Annotated in this window: 13 protein-coding genes; 12 read left to right on the top strand and 1 reads right to left on the bottom strand. The window is 35.2% G+C overall.

The annotated features are described in order from the left end of the window. Positions 1 to 163: 163 nt before the first annotated feature. The 12 genes from ACFRAE_RS00270 (at position 164) to ACFRAE_RS00215 (ending at position 18,231) form a co-directional block, all read left to right on the top strand. Entirely contained in the window at positions 164 to 727 is a 564-nt protein-coding gene (locus ACFRAE_RS00270; protein WP_422795105.1) for an RNA polymerase sigma factor, read from the top strand. Positions 728 to 866: 139 nt separating this feature from the next. Beyond that, positions 867 to 1,973, top strand: coding sequence for a FecR family protein (locus ACFRAE_RS00265; RefSeq protein WP_422795104.1), 1,107 nt, complete (start codon positions 867 to 869; stop codon positions 1,971 to 1,973). 214 nt (positions 1,974 to 2,187) lie between these two features. Next, on the top strand, positions 2,188 to 5,712 hold the full coding sequence (locus tag ACFRAE_RS00260) for a SusC/RagA family TonB-linked outer membrane protein (protein WP_422795103.1): 3,525 nt from the start codon (positions 2,188 to 2,190) through the stop codon (positions 5,710 to 5,712). Positions 5,713 to 5,727: 15 nt separating this feature from the next. Further along, positions 5,728 to 7,269: a RagB/SusD family nutrient uptake outer membrane protein gene (locus ACFRAE_RS00255; RefSeq protein WP_422795102.1), complete on the top strand. Its 1,542-nt coding sequence runs from the start codon at positions 5,728 to 5,730 to the stop codon at positions 7,267 to 7,269. A gap of 432 nt (positions 7,270 to 7,701) precedes the next feature. Next, on the top strand, positions 7,702 to 8,373 hold the full coding sequence (locus ACFRAE_RS00250) for a hypothetical protein (RefSeq protein WP_422795101.1): 672 nt from the start codon (positions 7,702 to 7,704) through the stop codon (positions 8,371 to 8,373). 76 nt (positions 8,374 to 8,449) lie between these two features. Next, complete coding sequence (locus ACFRAE_RS00245; protein WP_422795100.1) at positions 8,450 to 9,325, top strand: helix-turn-helix domain-containing protein; 876 nt, start codon at positions 8,450 to 8,452, stop codon at positions 9,323 to 9,325. Positions 9,326 to 9,422: 97 nt separating this feature from the next. Next, on the top strand, positions 9,423 to 10,289 hold the full coding sequence (locus ACFRAE_RS00240; RefSeq protein ID WP_422795099.1) for a nuclear transport factor 2 family protein: 867 nt from the start codon (positions 9,423 to 9,425) through the stop codon (positions 10,287 to 10,289). Positions 10,290 to 10,567: 278 nt separating this feature from the next. Beyond that, positions 10,568 to 11,017 carry a c-type cytochrome gene (locus tag ACFRAE_RS00235; protein WP_422795098.1) on the top strand — a complete coding sequence of 150 codons (450 nt, stop codon included), beginning with the start codon at positions 10,568 to 10,570 and terminating at the stop codon, positions 11,015 to 11,017. 121 nt (positions 11,018 to 11,138) lie between these two features. Continuing rightward, positions 11,139 to 13,508: a PSD1 and planctomycete cytochrome C domain-containing protein gene (locus ACFRAE_RS00230; RefSeq protein WP_422795097.1), complete on the top strand. Its 2,370-nt coding sequence runs from the start codon at positions 11,139 to 11,141 to the stop codon at positions 13,506 to 13,508. 31 nt (positions 13,509 to 13,539) lie between these two features. Next, positions 13,540 to 15,018, top strand: coding sequence for a DUF1501 domain-containing protein (locus ACFRAE_RS00225; protein ID WP_422795096.1), 1,479 nt, complete (start codon positions 13,540 to 13,542; stop codon positions 15,016 to 15,018). Positions 15,019 to 15,031: 13 nt separating this feature from the next. After that, positions 15,032 to 17,182, top strand: coding sequence for a c-type cytochrome domain-containing protein (locus tag ACFRAE_RS00220; protein WP_422795095.1), 2,151 nt, complete (start codon positions 15,032 to 15,034; stop codon positions 17,180 to 17,182). A 23-nt stretch (positions 17,183 to 17,205) separates the two neighbouring features. Then, complete coding sequence (locus tag ACFRAE_RS00215; protein ID WP_422795094.1) at positions 17,206 to 18,231, top strand: hypothetical protein; 1,026 nt, start codon at positions 17,206 to 17,208, stop codon at positions 18,229 to 18,231. Between the two features lie 287 nt (positions 18,232 to 18,518). On the opposite strand, the gene ACFRAE_RS00210 is transcribed toward ACFRAE_RS00215, so the two are convergent. Continuing rightward, entirely contained in the window at positions 18,519 to 19,202 is a 684-nt protein-coding gene (locus ACFRAE_RS00210; RefSeq protein ID WP_422795093.1) for a hypothetical protein, read from the bottom strand. Positions 19,203 to 19,220: the final 18 nt, after the last annotated feature.

Raw genomic sequence — 19,220 nt, 5'->3', positions numbered from 1 at the left:
AATAAAATCCGACCCAATCTAAGCTTGATTAGGGTTAATTAAATCGTGAAATCTTTTCGGTTTACATTAATGATGTTGCCTATGTTTTACTTATAGTTTAACTTATTTGTAATTTTATGTAAAATTTACTTATTTAGGTGTTCTAAAATTTACCCAATACAACATGTTTTTGCTGTCGCCGGATTACGAAAAAGAACTGCTTCTTCAACTGAAAGAAGGCGATTGCCATGCATTCGAAAAAATATATTTACATTATTTCACCTTACTGTACACTCAGGCTTATCATAAAATTGGAGATAGTGAATTAGCAAAAGATATCGTTCAAGATATTTTTACCAATATATGGAAGAATAGAAGTTCCCTAAATATTCAAAAAAGCCTATCATCATATTTATTTATCAGTGTTCGAAATCATATTTTAGATCGAATTGCCAAAGCTAAAAATGAAGAAAAATATTTGGATTCTTTAAGTTCATTTTTAGCTTCAGAAGAAACTACTGCAGACGGCAGGCTTCGGGAGAAAATGCTTAATGAAGAAATTGAAAAGCTGTTAGCTGGATTCTCTCCCAGAATCCGGGAGATTTTTGAATTGAGTAGGAGGGGATTTCTTAGCCATAAAGAAATAGCTGGCCGATTAAATATTTCTGAACAAACCGTTAGAGGGTATATCAAGGAAGCCCTACGGATACTTAAGTTCAAACTTGAATCTATTTTGTTTCTATTTTAAATATTACCCAAAAGTTTCTCAATTTAATTAACAAAATAAGCGTTCTATCTAGGGCTTGTTTCTTGAAAATTATTTTTTTTTCAATTTATCCCCCCTATACCTATAGGTTTCACGTCTTTAATCTAAATGGACAAATTTTATGAAGGATCCACATCAACAGGAAGCACAGAATCTATTAAGGCGTTATGAAGAGGGCACTTGTTCGGAGGAAGAACTTGTACTATTGGAGCAGTGGTACAATAATCTAAACTTATCAAAGAGTGAACTGTCGGAAAAGGAGATGATAGCTGATTTAGTTGATTTGTTGAATAGATTGAATCAGATTTCCAATCGAACATCCTATTTTCCATTCAAGAAGCTCATAAGTGCTGCCGCATTACTTTTTTGTGTATGTGTGATTGGATTTGTCTGGAAAAATCAACTCAAAAAACAAGAGATAGAAAAGAGTAAACTTTTGGCGGAAAGCATAAATCCAGGATCTAGTCAAGCGATTTTAACCTTGGAAGATGGAAAAGAATATGTGCTGGATAAAAAAGAAAGTGAAATTATTAATTACGGAGATAGAATAACCTATAGGAATGGTAAAGCTATTTATCAAAATGAAAAAGTCCAGCTAGTTACTTTACGTACACCAAAGGCTGGACAATATCAGACAACCTTACCTGATGGCACAAAAGTTTGGCTTAATGCGGCTTCATCAATCTCCTATCCGACAAGGTTTGAAGATCATATCCGTAAAATTTCGGTCAAGGGGGAAGTGTATTTAGAAGTTATAAAAAATCCTGAAAAGCCATTTATCGTTTTACTACCTAATCAAAGGATTGAGGTTTTAGGTACAAAATTTAATATCAGTTCCTATGAAAATGAAGATATAGTAGCGACTACTCTGGTTGAAGGTAGCCTACGCATTACAGAAAATAAAACAAAAAAGCAGGTCTTGCTGAAGCCAGGTGAACAAGCTTTGGTAGCGAATGATTCGAAAATTGCTGTAAAACGTATTGCTGCAGAAGATTATACACAGTGGAAAGATGGAATTTATTTAATCAATAACGAGACTCTTGATCAATTCGGTAAAAAAATTGAACGTTGGTATCATGTGGAAGTGGAAATGGGAGATTTTAAAGCGATCCGCTTATCTGCAATTATGCGAAGAAATATCCAATTATCCGAAATTTTATCGGCTATAACCATGAAAACACACGTGAAGTTTATAATAAAAGGAAGGAGGATAGTTGCTATAAAATAAATTAATACTATTTATAAAGTTTGCGAGTAAATTAAGGCTGTCCAGGTACTTCCTATACCATAGACAGCCATGCTTGGTGCAAACAAATACTGATATCTAACAGAATTTTAACCAAACATTACAAACTTAGTGATTTATGAGTATATATTATTGAAACCGTAATATCATACGATTTCCCTTCACTACAGCCTTGCAGTGTATATTATGAAAATGAATGAATAATCAACTATTTCCAGCAACATGGAATATCTTAACCCTTTCGCGCCACATTATTGATTATATGAAATTAACAATCCTCATGTTCTTTATTTCAATGTTTGCTGTGATGGCGAATGGTCTTGGGCAACAGATTTCATTAAACCTGAAGGATGCGAGCTTAAAAACGGCTTTTCTCGAGTTAACTAAGCAAGGTGGATACACTTTTGTTTATGATGAAAATGATCTACAAAAAACTATTCCGATCCATATTTCTGTAAGCAATGTAGAAATTGAACAAGTACTTGACTTATTACTAAAGGATCAAGGTCTTCAATATCAACTTACTAAAAAGACCATCATAATACAAGCTTTAGTTAAAAATAACCTACAGGCCAAAAAAAATGAAGTCAAGCTTCAGCAAATCACACGAGGAAGAATTGTGAATGAGAAGAAAGAAGCATTAGTTGGAGTTTCCATACGGAAACAGGGAAGTAAAGAAGGTACTATCACAGACAAGAATGGAGAATTTATTTTTGAAAATCTTCCTGAAAATTCAACATTAGTAATTTCTTATTTAGGATATACGACACAAACTATATCTTCTAAATATAACCTGGGTGAAATTATTCTTATTTCCCAAGCAGAGCTCATAGATGCGGCAGTAATTCGAGTAAATACTGGATATCAAAGTTTACCAAAAGAACGCATGACAGGAGCATTTAGTTATGTAAGTGGCGAACAACTGGAATTAAAACTAGCTACAGGCATCAAGAATGCATTAGAAGGTCAGGCGGCTGGTATTGTCATAGATAAATCGGGAAATATCGAAATTCGAGGCATTTCCACTTTTAATGCGGAAAAGACGCCCTTATTGGTTGTAGATGGATACCCAATATCAGGAAATATAAACGATATTAATCCGTTGAATATAGCCAGTATAACCATCTTAAAAGATGGGGTAGCAGCATCTATTTATGGTTCTAGAGCAGCTAATGGGGTCATCGTAGTGACGACTAAAAATGGTCTCTCAGGTAAACCCACAATAAAGTATTCTTCATTTTTCAATGTAATAGCAAGACCTCAGCTTGAAGCGCTAAACAGAGCTTCAACTTCAGATTACATCGATGCCCAAATTGACCTGTATCATTTGAACCCCAATTCTCCTTCTACGATAAGTCGAGTCAATATGAATAGAGTTACATATCTCCTTATGCAAGTTAGGGAAGGGAAAATTACTGAAACAGAAGCCATGATGGAAATTAATGATCTAAGAAAAATTGATGGGACGCAGCAAATTGAAAAAGCTTTTTTTAGAAATGAAATCAATCAACAGCATAATTTAGGCATTTCTGGAGGAGCCAAAGATTACAGTTATAACTTATCTATCAATTATCAAGGCACTCAAAAAAATATGATCAGTAATGATAATAAGCGTTTTATTATAGACTTAAAGAATGAGTGGAAACCTTTTGAATTTTTAACAATGGGATTAGCCGCGAATGTAACTTTAAATAAAAACGAATCAAGCAGATTTGATTTTGAGACATTCACCTCGTATAATTCTTCCTCTATGTTGCAACCTTATACCAATTTATGGAATGCAGATGGACAAGAACTACCTATTTGGGGAATTAGCCAGTATAAAGTGAACACCTATAAAAATACTCCTGGTATGAAAAATTGGGATTATTTTCCACTTCAAGAATTAAATAATAGTCGTGTTACGAGTACTGTATTTTCATCCCGAATAAATGGTTTTTTACGAGCCAAGATTTTTAAAGGTCTATCGGCTGAAGTTGGAGGTAATTGGGAAAGAGGTAATAGCTTGAGGAGTTCATTACAATTATCGGACGCTTATGCGGTTCGGATTGCCTATAATGATGGCACCTCCAAGTCCAATAATGCCAATCATTATTTTCCAGATGGTTCAGTTATTAATGAAAACAGAAATATCCAAGAATCTTGGACATTAAGATCTCAAATAAATTATAATCAAGATTTTCAACAAGAAAAACATCGTATCTATGCTTTATTGGGCAATGAAGTGCGGCAGTTGACCTATAACCAAAATCAAATAGGCACTCGCTTGGGTTATAACCCTACAGCAGGGTCATTTATCCCCGTGAATATCAAGGATTATTTAGCTGGGATATATTCTGCAGATATGTTATTTCCATCATCTTTTGGAGGAATAAGCGATGGTCAATTTGCCTACGGAGATAACCGTTTCGTTTCCTGGTATGCGAATGGCTCCTATGAATATGATAATCGCTTTATTATTAGTGGTTCTACTCGCTTAGATTTAACCAATTTTTTTGGGACAGACCGTAAATATCGCTATAAACCGATGTGGTCTTTAGGAGGTACTTATAAATTGAGTCAAGAAAATTTTTGGAATGGTTCAGTTTTGAATAAATTATTCATTCGAGCCTCCTATGGTATCAACGGTAATATTTCGATGAATAACGGCCCGCATTTAATTTTACGTGTAGGGACATACAACGCTACTACAGGAGGAATTCAATATAATGTGGCATCTCCCCCTAATAATCAATTGCGATGGGAAAAAACCAAAATAACCAATTTAGGAGTTGATTTTGGTCTGTTTAACAATCGTATTGATGGAACATTGGATTATTATATTAAAAATAGTGGTGATTTACTAGCATCTGATGCCATAGACCAAACGTTAGGCTATTCTTCTTTGATGAAAAATGTAGGAAAAATGAGTAATCATGGAATTGAATTGAGTATGAATATTATAGCGGTAAATACTAATAAATTTAATTGGATGGTTTCACCTAATGTCACTTATAATGTGAATAAAGTATTGTTTTATAATGTAAAAAGACCTTACACCAGTAGTTATTTAAGTGGAGGGGGAATTCTCGCAGCTAATTATCCTTCTGGAGCAATTTTTGGCTATCGATTTGCCGGCTTAAATAATAAAGGTGAAACGCAAATTTACAATAAAAATAAGGAGACTATTTTAGTTGCTAATGCCACACCTGATGATTTATATTATCAAGGTACTTTCCGACCAAAATGGGATTTAGCGCTAACCAACCGGTTCAAATACCAAGATTTGAGTTTATCTTTTATGTTTATTGCTAAACTTGGTCATAAATATCGAAAAGATGGTTTTAGTGGTTCCAATATACAGAATAGATTTGTTGGTAAGCGTTGGCGAAAACCTGGGGATGAGGCACATACTATATATCCTGTCTTGATGGATTGGAATATGGATATGTTCGATTTCCCATATATCGATAAGTTGGTTGCAAATGCAAGTTATGCTAAGTTACGCGATGTGACCATATCGTATGATTTAAGTCGATTTACCAAATCAATTCATATAGCGAATGCTCAAATCTATATGCAAGGGAGAAATTTATTTCGAATCACTGATGCAGGCGTAGATATAGATCCGGAAACAGCAGAAGTAAATACTTCAGGAGGTGTTGGGCCGGATATAGAACTAGGTTTTACTTCGCTTCCTGTACCTAGAGAATTTTTTCTAGGACTAAAAGTTGGATTTTAAATTTTAGCTAATACCATGAACAAATTTACATATATCTTAATCTTAATCGCTTCTATAGTTAACTCAGGTTGTTCTAAGTTTTTAGATGTAAAGCCTGTTGGACGATTAATCCCTTCCAAAGTGGAAGAATTAGAAAATATTCTATATAGTACAAATACGATTGATTACCATTTTATAGATAATAATCGTGGATGCTTTTATGCGTTTCTTGGAGATAATATTAGGGTATCTAGCAATGAGGCCAAATACTTGTATACAAATACCCATCCCAATGTTGATCGGATAGCCGCTTATACATATTATCACCCCTACACGAACCCCAATACCCCACAATATACTTGGGATTGGGGGGTATATAAAGCCGTCAGTTTATTTAATGTGGTGATTGATGAAGTAAGTAGCTTAAATGCAAAAGATAGTGAGTTAGGAAAAATAATAACGGCACAAGCCAAAGCTGGTCGGGCATGGAGTTTGATGGTTGCAGGTTTGGGTTATGGACCCATGTATAATCCAAATGCTGCGAATGATCAAAAGGTAATCCCTTACCGTAAAGCAAGTTCACCGATTGTTCCAAATCCAGCATTATCAACCACCAAAGAACTCATGGATCTAATTGAGCAAGATTTATTAGAGGCTTTAGATGCTCCACTGGTTGTGGGTAACCCAACAAGAGCCAGTTTACCTGCTGTGCATGGATTACTTGCCCAACTATATATGTATAAACGCGATTGGGAAAAAATGTCGGAACATGCTGAAGAAGGTTGGCGATTAGCTTTAGGATCCAAAGGTGGTGCCGATCAATTAATTTACAATTTTAATCAATTTTCTTATCGGGCAGATCCAAATGCTTCTCCATCACCAGGTACAGATGTCGAAGTTGGTTTAGAATTGGAAGGACCCGATAAATTTTTAAGACAATCCTTTAATCGAGAACAATTATTCTATCGACCTGCAGCCAGAAGTTGGGATAATTATCCGTCAGAAGATTTTATTGATCTTTTTGATAAAACGAGCGACAGGAGATACAAGCTTTTCGCATTGAAAGATTTGGGATATTCTGTGACTGTAGGTGGTCAAAAATACGACGATGGTGTCCAATTATATTATCATAGAGACAGTAAATTGCTTGCCAATCAAGGTTTAACATTTCCTGAATTATTGCTGATGAAAGCGGAAGCGAATGGTCGTTTAAATAAACTAAACCAAGCCTTGACAGATTTAAATTTACTTAGAAAATATCGGTATTCGGGCTCTACCGATTTGCCGAATGGTTCAGCCCTTAGTCAGGATCAATTATTAACAGAAATTTTAAAAGAACGAAGACGCGAAATGCCTATGGGAACTTTTCAAAGAACATTTGATATAAAACGATTGGCATTTGATGCAGGTAAACCATGGTCTAAATCAAAAATTGAACATTCATTGCATGGTAAGACTTATACAGCAGAATTAAATTCGAAATTCTTTACTTTAGAAATTAATAATCCTACTATTAACATGAATCCGAGCTGGGGATTACAACCTAATTTAAATCCGTACTTACCAGTAAGTAATTAAGAATTTATACTAAATAAAGGTAATCGTATTACTAATAGGCGTCCGAAAGGACGCCTATTTTTGGGTATAAGTTCAAATGACAAGAGTAGGATCTCATAATCACGTTTAAAAGTTTCATGGTATCACCGAACAATGAAAATAGTTGTCAATCTTAATTATTTTTATCAACCTGAGCAACTCCATCGAAGCCTTACCCGAATTGTAGACAGTAATGAAAGACCTAATCATGAATAACTCCCCCAATAGCTGTCTACCTTGGTAGAACAGATCAAATTTTAAGAAAAGAAAACAAATTAAATTGTCTTCTATGCTGAATAGAAGACAATTGTATAATTAAAAAAAACACTAAATTTATAATAACAGTCTTTCCTTAAGGAAATAGACCCAAGTGTACAATTTAGCTTGATGGCGTACAATATTAAAAAAAATACAATGAAGGATGTTGACTTAAGGGATGTAGATTCAGAGGACATAGATGATTTGCTTTTAGAAATAGAAGTTTCTTTTCAAATGGAGTTTGTTCAAAACGAATTAATTTATTTAAATACTTTTGGCGAATTATGCGATTATATAATCCAAAAAATTCAATTAAATAACGTAAACGATTGTACAAGGCAGCAAGCATTTTATAAACTTCGGGAAGCAATTTTATCAATTTTGCCTATAGATCGTTTTACAATAAGAAAAGATTTATTGCTTAAAGATATTTTACATAGGTCTAAAAGACGTTCAACAATTAAGAAATTGGAGAGGAAATTAGAATTTAAATTAGGTATATTAAGACCAGCCCATTGGGTTACTGGAATATTAGGTATGTTTTTATTAGGTTCTTTGATTTGGTTGTTTTTTCATTGGCAGTCCGGACTAGTATTACTTATTATTTCACTTTCAGGCTTAAAGATCGCTCAGCATTTTGGAAATGAATTGAATATAGATTCAATAGAAGAAATGGTGGTGAAAATGACTATGGAAAATTATTTAAAGTGTAGAAGAAATCCCAGAACATATCATATAAATGAAATTGAAAATATATTAATCAACTGGTTTAGTGAGAGTTTTGGTTTAGATAAAAATAAACTTACAAGAGATACCTTGTTGAGGTAACCTATTAAATCAGCAGATTCAGTTAAAAGAATAAAGGTTACCTATAAAATCATGTGATTATCCCATAATAAAATAAATGTCCAAAATAAATGAAATTAAAAAATTCGAGTTTAGGAGTGATTTGCCTAATGAAATAGAATTATTATCGTTAAAAGAACTATTTGAAAAAGGAAAGGAAGTATTAACTAGCCCTCATCGAGCAGGTTTTTATCATATTTTATGGTTTCAAAGTGGATCTTCTACTCATTTAGTTGATTTTATTCCAGTTGATATTAAGTCAAATTCCATTTTATTTCTATCCAAGGATACGGTTCATCGATTTGATGAAAAAGGAAATTTCGAGGGGAAAGCCTTATTATTTACGGATAATTTTTTTTGTAAAACTGAAGAGGATGTCAAGTATTTACAACACAGTTCCTTATTTTACAATTTATTTTCAGTTTCCCAAATTGCTGCTGGTGATGATCAATCAGCAATACCTCAATTATTCCAGCTAATTGAAAAGGAACTAAAAAATAAAAAAGATAGTTTTCAGTCTGATATATTGAGAAACACATTATTTAATCTTTTACTTCAATCTGAAAGAGAAAATTTAAGACATGAATCCAAGCATAGCAAGAAGAATGCAGATTTTGATTGTGTATTAATGTTTAAGGATAGTTTAGAAATTCATTTCAAGGAACAGAAACAAGTAAGTTTTTTTGCAAACCAACTATCTATTACAGAAAAAAGGCTCAACCGAGCCACAAAATCTATATTAGGAAAGACAACAAAACAAGTCATTGATGAACGTGTTCTATTAGAAGCAAAACGAATCTTAGCGCATAGCACTGAAAGTATCAAAGAGATTGGTTATTATTTAGGCTTTGAAGAACCCAGCAACTTTGTGAAATATTTCCGAAAGCATCAACATCGTACTCCTTCAGCATTTAGAGCGCAACTCAAATTTTAGTTATTGGCGTAAAACTACCATGTTAAGGCGTATTGTTATTATCATATGCTTACATACAGCTGGTACCTTTGTTAGGTCAATTTAAAATTATCAAAAAATGAGAAAAATATTCGTGGGAATCAGCCTGTTAGTAAGTATCGTATTTAGTGCATATACTCATCCAAGCAGTTTCAAGGAACAGCGCAAAACGGATTCACTAGCATTGTCTAAAAAGGAAAAAGTTGCTGCTCTATTAAAAAGTTTGGAAACAGGAGATCAACAAGCCATCAGTTACCTAAACGAACATAAATACATTCAGCATAATTTGGCTGTAGGGGATGGTCTTGAAGGATTTAAAACACTTTTACAACAAATACCTCCCAATTCAGGAGCAGTCAATACGGTAAGAATATTTCAGGATGCTGATTACGTTTTTGCTCATACCGAATATAATTTTTCAAATCCTCAAATAGCCTTTGATATTTTCAGATTTGAAGATGGCAAAATCGTTGAACATTGGGACAATATACAAGATGAACCTGCCACTGCAAATCCAAGTGGACATGGAATGATTGATGGAACGATTGTAGTGAAAGATCTTAATAGCACTGAAGAAAACAAAAAATATGTCAGAAAATTTGTGGAAGATGTGTTGGTTAAAACACGGATGGATAAATTGGATAGTTATTTTAAAAGAAACGACTACATCCAACATAATCCTCAAATAGGCGATAAGGTTTCAGGTTTAAGAACTGCTTTAGTTAAATCAGCAGAAAATGGGCTAACAATAAAATATGAAAACATCCATCGGGTATTGGGAGAAGGAAATTTTGTTCTTGTAATAAGTGAAGGGTACATTGGGAAAGATCATACTTCATTTTATGATTTATTCCGAGTGGAGGATGGAAAAATTGCAGAACATTGGGATGTATTGGAAAAAATACCTGCAAAGGAATCCTGGAAAAATGAAAATGGTAAATTCTAAACAAGCATAAGTATTAATTCTTGTAAATACGGTTAGGTAATCTAGCCGTATTTTTTTTTAATCATACCTAGCAATTATAAAAAGACTATCAAGCAAGTATTCGTATTTCCTCAGAAAAACAGATCAATTAATGTAACGAATACATAGAAAATATTGAATTATTTTAGAATGTCCAAAAATTGTAATAAATTCAAAGATTAATCATTTGAGTTTTAACGAACTTAGGGGAAAGGATTTAAACCTTATAACATTTCTTAAACCTTATTACCCTACTACTTATGAGTAAATCTATCCTAAAAGTCGTTTGTTATTTGATTGTTTTTTCTGTTTTTGTTAGCTGTATTAGGAAGCCTGATTCGAAAGATTTGGAGCAATTTAATAAGCCGATTGTAGGAGATAGAGCATCATATATTCAACCGATTGAAGGAGAGGATGAAGGAATAGATACCGTACTTGAGGCAAGGGGGAAAGTCTTAATATCGTATTCAGACTGTTACACCTGTCATAAAGAAGATAAAAAAGGAATAGGCCCAGCATTTACTGATATAAATTTAAGATATCCACGAAAGGAAGTATTCATTAAAGTTTTGGCTCAGCGAATCATTCATGGAGGTCGTGGTGCCTGGGGACATTCGGAAATGAGTGCACATCCTAATTTAAGCAGTCAAGATGCTGAAGCGATGGTAACCTATATTTTATCTTTTCCTTCAAGTAAAACATTAAACTAAAATTGGACTAATCAAAGTTGAATACCAAAGATTTGATTAGACCTAAATAACCATTATAAATGACAAATATGCTGATTTGAATAATCAACATGTTTGTGCAATCATAGACTTAAACAATATCATGAGGACGAATAAATCGGTCATTTTACAGCGCAAATCAATAGTTATATTTGCTGTTTTTACGGTCTTGGGGCTGATGATCAGTTTGCTAACGATGTGTAATTCAGCAGCAGAATCTTCTGCTACAGGGTCGGTTAAGATCGACTTACCGAAATTTGTAGATTATAATTATGATATCAAACCTATTCTTTCCGACAAATGCTTTGCCTGCCATGGTCCAGATAATAATACTCGGGAAGGTGGATTGAGATTAGATACGGAAGAAGGGGCATATAAAGCCTTGGTTGAAAGTCCAGATAAACATGCTATTGTTCCTGGGAAACCACATATTAGCGAGGCATTTTTGAGGATAACTTCGGATGATGAGACGATTCGCATGCCACCTACAGCCTCAAATTTACCATTAAGTAACTATGAGATTGACTTAATCGAAAAATGGATCAAGCAGGGGGCGGTTTATAAACCCCATTGGGCATTTACAGCGCCAGTAGAACCGGAAATTCCACAGCAAAAAATAAAATGGGGAAATAATACCATAGATCAATTTGTTCTGGATAAGATGGTTAAGGCGGGTTTTGAGCCTAATGCAGAAGCCGATAAGCATCGATTATTACGACGCGTAAGTTTAGATCTTACGGGCTTACCCCCAGATGAAGCAGTGATGGATCGCTTCTTGAAAGATAGTTCCCCTCAAGCATATGATCGACTAATCGATGATTTATTATCATCCAAAGCCTATGGTGAACAAATGGCTTTACACTGGATGGATTTGGCACGTTATGCCGATTCTTATGGCTACCAGGATGATGACATTCGAACGCAGTGGCCTTGGAGAGATTGGGTGATTCACGCTTTCAATAAGAATATGCCTTATGATCAATTTGTAACTTGGCAATTAGCGGGTGATCTGTTGCCGAATCCAAGCAAAGAACAGATTCTCGCTACCGCTTTTAACAGAAACCATAAGATTACTGAAGAAGGTGGGGTTGTCGATGAGGAATACCGGGTGGCTTATGGACTAGATAAAACGAATACCTATGCCAAAGGAGTGTTAGGAATAACGATGGAATGTGCCCAATGCCATGACCATAAATATGATCCTTTTACTCAGAAGAATTATTATGGAATGTATGCATTCTTTAATAATTCGTTAGAAAAAGGATTAGAAGGACTGGTTAATTCAGGGCCATCAAAAACACCTAGGCTGACAGTAACTCAAGAAGACATTAAGGGAATACTGAATTTCATTAATCAACAGCCAGATGAAGGTGATGTCACGATATCCGTGATGGGAGAGCGAGATAGCATTCGTCCAACATTTGTACTTGATAGAGGATTATATGATTCCCCAAAAGAAAGGGTTTATCCACAAACTCCGCAGGCAGTATTGCCATTTGATAGTACTAAATATGCCTCAAACCGATTGGGATTAGCGCAATGGACATTTAGTGATAAAAATCCGCTGACATCTCGTGTTTTTGTGAACCAAATGTGGGCCATGATTTTCGGAAGGGGATTGGTCGCATCCGTCGCCGACTTTGGAAATCAAGGGGATTTACCAAGCCATCCTGAATTATTGGATTGGTTGGCTTTGGATTTTCAAAAAAATGGTTGGGATGTCAAAAGATTGCTCAAACAACTGGTTAGTACAGCTACTTATAAGCAATCATCTCAAATAAATTCGAAGCATTTAGATAAGGATCCAGAAAATATATATTTAGCTCGCGCAAAAAGAATTAGGTTACCAGCTCAGATGATCAGGGATCAGGTGTTAGCTACGAGTGATCTGTTAAACAGATCCATTGGAGGGCCAAGTATAAAACCTTATCAGCCAGCAGGTATTTGGGAAGTCAGTAGTTCTGGTCGTGGAGCTTTAGCGCAATATGTTCAAGACCATGGCGAAGATCTCTATCGTAGAGGTTTATACGTATTTATTAAATTGACGTTACCTCCGCCAAATATGTTGATTTTTGATGCGAGCAACCGCGATGTATGCGAAGTTCAACGAAATAGAACCAATACCCCATTACAAGCATTGGTTATGATGAACGATCCTGCAATATTGGAAGCAGCCCGCGTATTTTCGACAAATCTCATCAATGCTGCGCCGACAAAAGATAATAAAGAACTGATAAAAACCGCATTTAAACGCGTGTTATGTCGTGATGCATCGGAAGCTGAATTGACTCTATTGGATCAATATTTTCAGGAGGAATACGCACGATTTAGCAAGAAAAAAGCAGACGCTACGGCTTTTTTAAGTGTTGGCGAGGCACCATTAGATCCGAAAATTCCGGAAGTAAAATTGGCGGCATTAATGGCTGTCGTTCATGCCATTTATAACCTAGAAGAAACATTGACCAAAGGTTAAAAACCACGAAGAAATCTAATTGTAGATTGTTATGAAAAAGAAATTAGACGCTAGTTTTGATAAAGAAATAAAAGAAGCCCAATTGTTCCAAAATAGAAGACAATTTCTTTCAAGCCTTAGTATTGGTATTGGAAGTGTTGCTTTAGGAGCATTATTAATTCCGGACCTTTTTTCGGGCAAACCTGGTAGTCAGGAGGCATTTGAGAAGGCATTACCGCATTTTGCACCGAAAGCAAAACGGGTGATATATTTGTTCCAATCGGGTGGAGTATCTCAATTGGAAACCTTCGATTATAAACCGAAGCTTCGTGAAATGATGGGACAAGATTTGCCGGATTCTATACGTGGGGGACAAAGATTGACGGGAATGACTTCCGGACAAGCAAATTTCCCATTGGTGGGATCCTATTTTGATTTTGCCCAGTATGGACAAAGTAGGGCTTGGATAAGTAGTCTTTTCCCGCATATGGCGCAAGTGGTGGATGACCTTTGCATTATCAAATCCATGCATACGGATGCTATCAATCATGATCCTGCGATTACATTCTTTCAAACCGGCTCTCAACAAGGAAGCCGGGCAAGTATGGGTGCTTGGTTGAGTTATGGTCTAGGAAGTGAAAACCAAAATCTTCCTGGATTCTGTGTATTGGTTTCAAAGGGTAGGGGAAATGGGCAAGGGGTTTATTCGAAGCTTTGGACAAATGGATTTTTAGATTCTGTGCATCAAGGAGTTCAGTTTATGGGAGGCCCTGATCCAGTTTTATATTTAAAGAATCCGGACGGAACCGACAAGATGAGTCGGAGAAAACTCTTGGATAAACTATCTGAACTTAATAGCATGCAATATGAAACTTTTGGTGATCCAGAAATCACAGCGAAAGTACAACAATATGAGATGGCCTACCGCATGCAAACATCGGTTCCTGAAGTAACCGACCTGACTAAGGAGCCCGATCATATTATTAAGATGTATGGTCCAGAGTGCTTAGTACCTGGAACCTATGCTGCAAATTGTCTACTTGCTCGTAAGTTATCGGAAAATGGAGTTCGTTTTGTCCAATTATATCATCAAGGATGGGATCAACACGATGGATTACCATCCCAAATGTCTATGCAAGCAAAAGATGTAGATCAAGCATCTGCTGCGTTAATTACGGATTTAAAGCAGCGTGGTTTATTGGATGAAACCCTCGTCATTTGGGGTGGGGAATTTGGCCGCACGAACTTTTGCCAAGGGGGATTAACCGTAGATAATTATGGTCGAGACCATCATCCTCGTAGTTTTAGTATTTGGATGGCAGGTGGAGGAATCAAGCCTGGAATAGTGTATGGCGAAACCGACGAGCTTGGTTATAACATTGTTAAAGACCCGGTTCATATACACGATTTTCATGCGACTATATTACATACATTGGGGGTTGATCACGAAAAATTAACGTATAAACATCTAGGTCGAAGATATCGTCTGACTGATGTTGCAGGGAATGTGGTTAAAGGTATTCTTGCTTAAATAGAAACGCGAGATGACCTTAAAAAATTTGCATTTCAATATACTTTTGGGCTTAAACAGCTTTATCGTTTTCTTTCTGCTTTTTGAAGAAAGCATTCAGATTCCTGTATATTTACAAGTAATCGGAAGGATGCATCCCTTGCTGCTGCATTTTCCCATCGTCTTATTTATCATTACTTGGATCCTCTTTATATTTCGACAACGATTGGAGAAAGATATTCCTCGCATAAAGGCTTATCTGAATTTCTTGCTTTTTTTCAGTTCATTGCTTATAGCCATTACGGTTATTATGGGCTTGTTATTATCGAAAGAAGGAGGTTTTGAAGGTAACAGCTATGATTGGCATAAATATACGGGAATTGCCTTGTCAATTCTTTCGATGAGCTTATTGGGATATTTGAGATTTGCGAATCCCAAAGCCTATCATCCTGTATTTACAGTAAGTATACATATTACAATGATTATGCTGTTATTGGTTGGTCATTTTGGAGCCGCTTTGACACATGGAGAAGACTTTATTACAGGTCCTTTAATGCGTACGCAATCGAACGAATTGGATGCGGCAAGTGCTATGGTATTTGAGGATGCGGTATTACCAATTTTACAAGCCAAATGTATGAGTTGTCATAATTCCAGTAAAGCCAAAGGAAATCTAATCCTGTCAGATAGTAGTTCCATGCTGAAAGGTGGAAAAAATGGGAAACTATTTACGGCGGGTGATCCGATAAAAAGCTTAATGATTGAGCGATTATTGTTGGATATAGAAAATCAGCATCGAATGCCTCCAAAAGGTAAACCTCAATTAAGTATAGATGAAATAAGTTTATTGAAAGCTTGGATCAAGAGCGGAGGGAAGTTTGACGAGCCATTAGCAGCTTTTAATGAACAAGACAGTTTATATCAATCTGTAAAAGCAGTATATGGTTTTGAAGGAGCAGAAACCTTTACCTTCGCTGCAGCTGATGAAGATGATATAAAAAAATTAATAACACCTTATCGTATTATTAAAACGTTAGATGCGGGATCCCCAGCATTGGATGTCAACTTTTATGGAAAAGATTTTTATAACACGCAATCACTGATAGATTTGTTGCCATTAGCGGAGCAGGTGGTTTCGTTAAACCTAAGCGCGATGCCAATCCATATGGAGGATATTCAAACGCTTAAAAAGTTTGTTAATTTGAGGAATTTGAAATTAAATAACACCAAATTATCAAATGAGGCAGTCCTATTATTGACCGAACTTAAAAACCTAAAAAATATCAGCTTAATTGGCACCGAGATTAATAAAGATGGTTTGGAGCAATTGGCAGGAATGTCATCCATACGCAAAGTTTTCGTATGGAATACACAGGTAAAACTGGAAGAGTTAGCAGCTATAAAGAAAAAATTTCCAAGCCTAAGGATAGATGCGGGTAAAAAATTGGATGAAAGTCAAAAATTGGCGCTTACTCCAGTTAAAATAAGTCCTGAAAGAAGTTTCTTTCAAAAGGAAATAATGGTTTCATTAACACATCCAGTGCCCGGAGTGAAGTTCCATTATACGATCGATGGTAGTGACCCCGATAGTGTTGCTGCATTGGTATATCAATCTCCATTCGCCATACAAAAAGATGTGGTCTTACGTGTAAAAGCTAAAAAAGAAGGTTGGTTACCGAGTAATGAAGTGCGACAAAATTTTTATGCTACTTTTATTACTCCCCAAAAGGTAACTTTGGAATCTAAACCAAACGCACAGTACAAAGCTAGAAAGGAAAAAAGTTTCTTCGATCTGGAAAGTGGCGGAGTTAACAATGCAGATGGGAGATGGCTTGGCTTTCAAGGCAATGACCTTTCTGCAAGTTTATATTTCGAGACAGCGGTTCATGTAGATACCTTATCGTTAAGCATCAAACAAGAATATGGACAACATATTTATCCACCTGAATTCTTGGAGGTTTGGGGCGGTACAGATACCTTGAATTTGAAACTATTAAATAAGGTCCGATTAGACATGGACAAAACGGAGAGCATGCGCAATCGTCGAATAATTGCCTGCCACCTGCCTAACCAATCGGTTCGTGTCTTACGGTTGAAAACGAAGCATTATGCGAAAATACCGGATGGGTTCCCTGCCGCAGGTTCAATCCCTTGGTTATTTGTCGATGAAATAATATTGAAGTAATAATAATATATCCGAATTTAAATATGAATAGAAAATCATTTATCCAAAAGTCCAGCCTCTTCGCAGGAGGTTTATTAATCATGAAGGACCTTTTTGCTAAACCGAAAGAAATAATATATGGACATCGTAATATGAAATATACCTTAGATAAAAACTGGGCCTCTAAACACGCTCCGAATCTATCGGTAAATGATTGTCATGAAATGGTGCAAGATAAGAAGGGTAGGATTTTTTTGTTAACCAATGAGACAAAAAACAATATTTTGGTATTTAATAAGGATGGTAAAGTATTAGAAAGTTGGGGCCATGATTTCCCTGGTGGACATGGATTAACCTTACATGATGAAAATGGAACCGAGTTTTTATATATTACGGATACCGCAAAAAATCAAGTGTATAAAACGGACCTATCAGGAAATATTTTGCTCACGATTAATGCCCCTCTTGGTACAGGGCTATATACAAAAAAGGAAGAATTTGTTCCTACAGAAACGACGGTAGATAGTAATGGTGATATTTTTATTGCGGATGGATACGGCGCACAGCATATCTTGCATTACGATAGTAAAGGTAATTTAAAAAATCATTTTGGAGGTAAGGGGGAAGGCGATTCATTTTTAGATAATGCCCACGGGATATGTTTTGACCGAAGAGGAGGTAAGAAATCCTTGTTAATAACCGATAGAACACGCAATTGCTTTAAAAGATTTGATACCTCAGGAAAATTGCTCGAAATTATTAGTATTCCGGGTGCTTGCGTTTGCCGACCTGTGATCAAAGGAAATTACCTTTATGCTGCGGTATTGAGATCTCCAGAACTAGCTGTCGAGAATTCTGGATTTGTCACCATTCTGGATAAAAAGAATAAGGTAGTCAGTAATATTGGCGGAACAGAACCTATTTACAAAAATGGAGTGCTACAGAAGCTTGGTCAGCAGGAAAAAATATTTGCCAATCCACATGATGTATGTGTAGATGATGATGAGAACCTGTATGTGGCTCAATGGGCTTCGGGAAAGGTGTTTCCGTATAAATTGAATAGGGTTTAGGGATAAATTTAGGATGAAATAGATAAAAAGTCTTCGTCAAAATTGGAAAAGGATATTTGTTCAGGTTAAATTTATGATTAGATGTATTGTTCCTAAATAACACATAAAGGAGATTCATTAATTTAGCATGTATTTAATATCAATTTTATTTTTTTACCAAAAGTAAATTAAAAAAGTATCGTTAAACTTACTTACAGTCCAGTACTCAACAAAGTCAACAAATTATTTTTGTTGACTTTGTTTTAATATAGATTAACCAAATTACTAAATCACTAAATAAGGTATCTTTAACTAGGTTTACGAATTAAATTTAGACGTTTTTTCATATTATATAATTTAATAATTTCTAACATGAATTTGGTGGTTAATTTATTTTGGGCTTCAATTTTAGCATTTATTTCCACATCATTTTCGAAAAACTTAATAACGTCTTTACCAATTTTTGCTTTATTAACATCAATTACAAAAGCCATGGCTGTATTTTCTAACTCTAAAATTTCATCTGTGGATTTTTTGAATGCATAGAGTCTATAACTTACAGATGAAGAAGTGCTCATTCCATTTAGACCTCCAAAACTAAATCTTTTATTTATTTCAAATCTATACACAATAATTTCCCCATCTATTAGGATTTCTGTAAATTTCGGATAACCTAAAACACGAGTTCTTTCATCTACTCTATACAAAATTGGTTTGGAATCTTTAATTTTTCTAACTCCATATTTAATATAAGATGAACCAAATAGTTTCCTCTTTTTACTTTGATAAACTCGGAAGACATCAAATGGTGAAAGTTTAGTTCTTTTGCCGTTTACCTTAATTTTTAAATAATTATCATGAACCTTGGTGATCTTTCCAAAGACCGTGTCTCTTTCATTGGTAATGTAATAATCTTGATTTGTTGAATTTTGCGCGAAAGTTAATGTAGGAAGTAGAATTAATAAAGAAAAGAGCAATAGTTGATATTTCATATTTTATAATTTTTATTT

Source organism: Sphingobacterium sp. HJSM2_6 (genome assembly GCF_049316305.1).
GTDB lineage: Bacteria > Bacteroidota > Bacteroidia > Sphingobacteriales > Sphingobacteriaceae > Sphingobacterium.
Note: the sequence above shows the minus strand (reverse complement) of the source record. Positions and strands in the feature narration are given on the sequence as shown.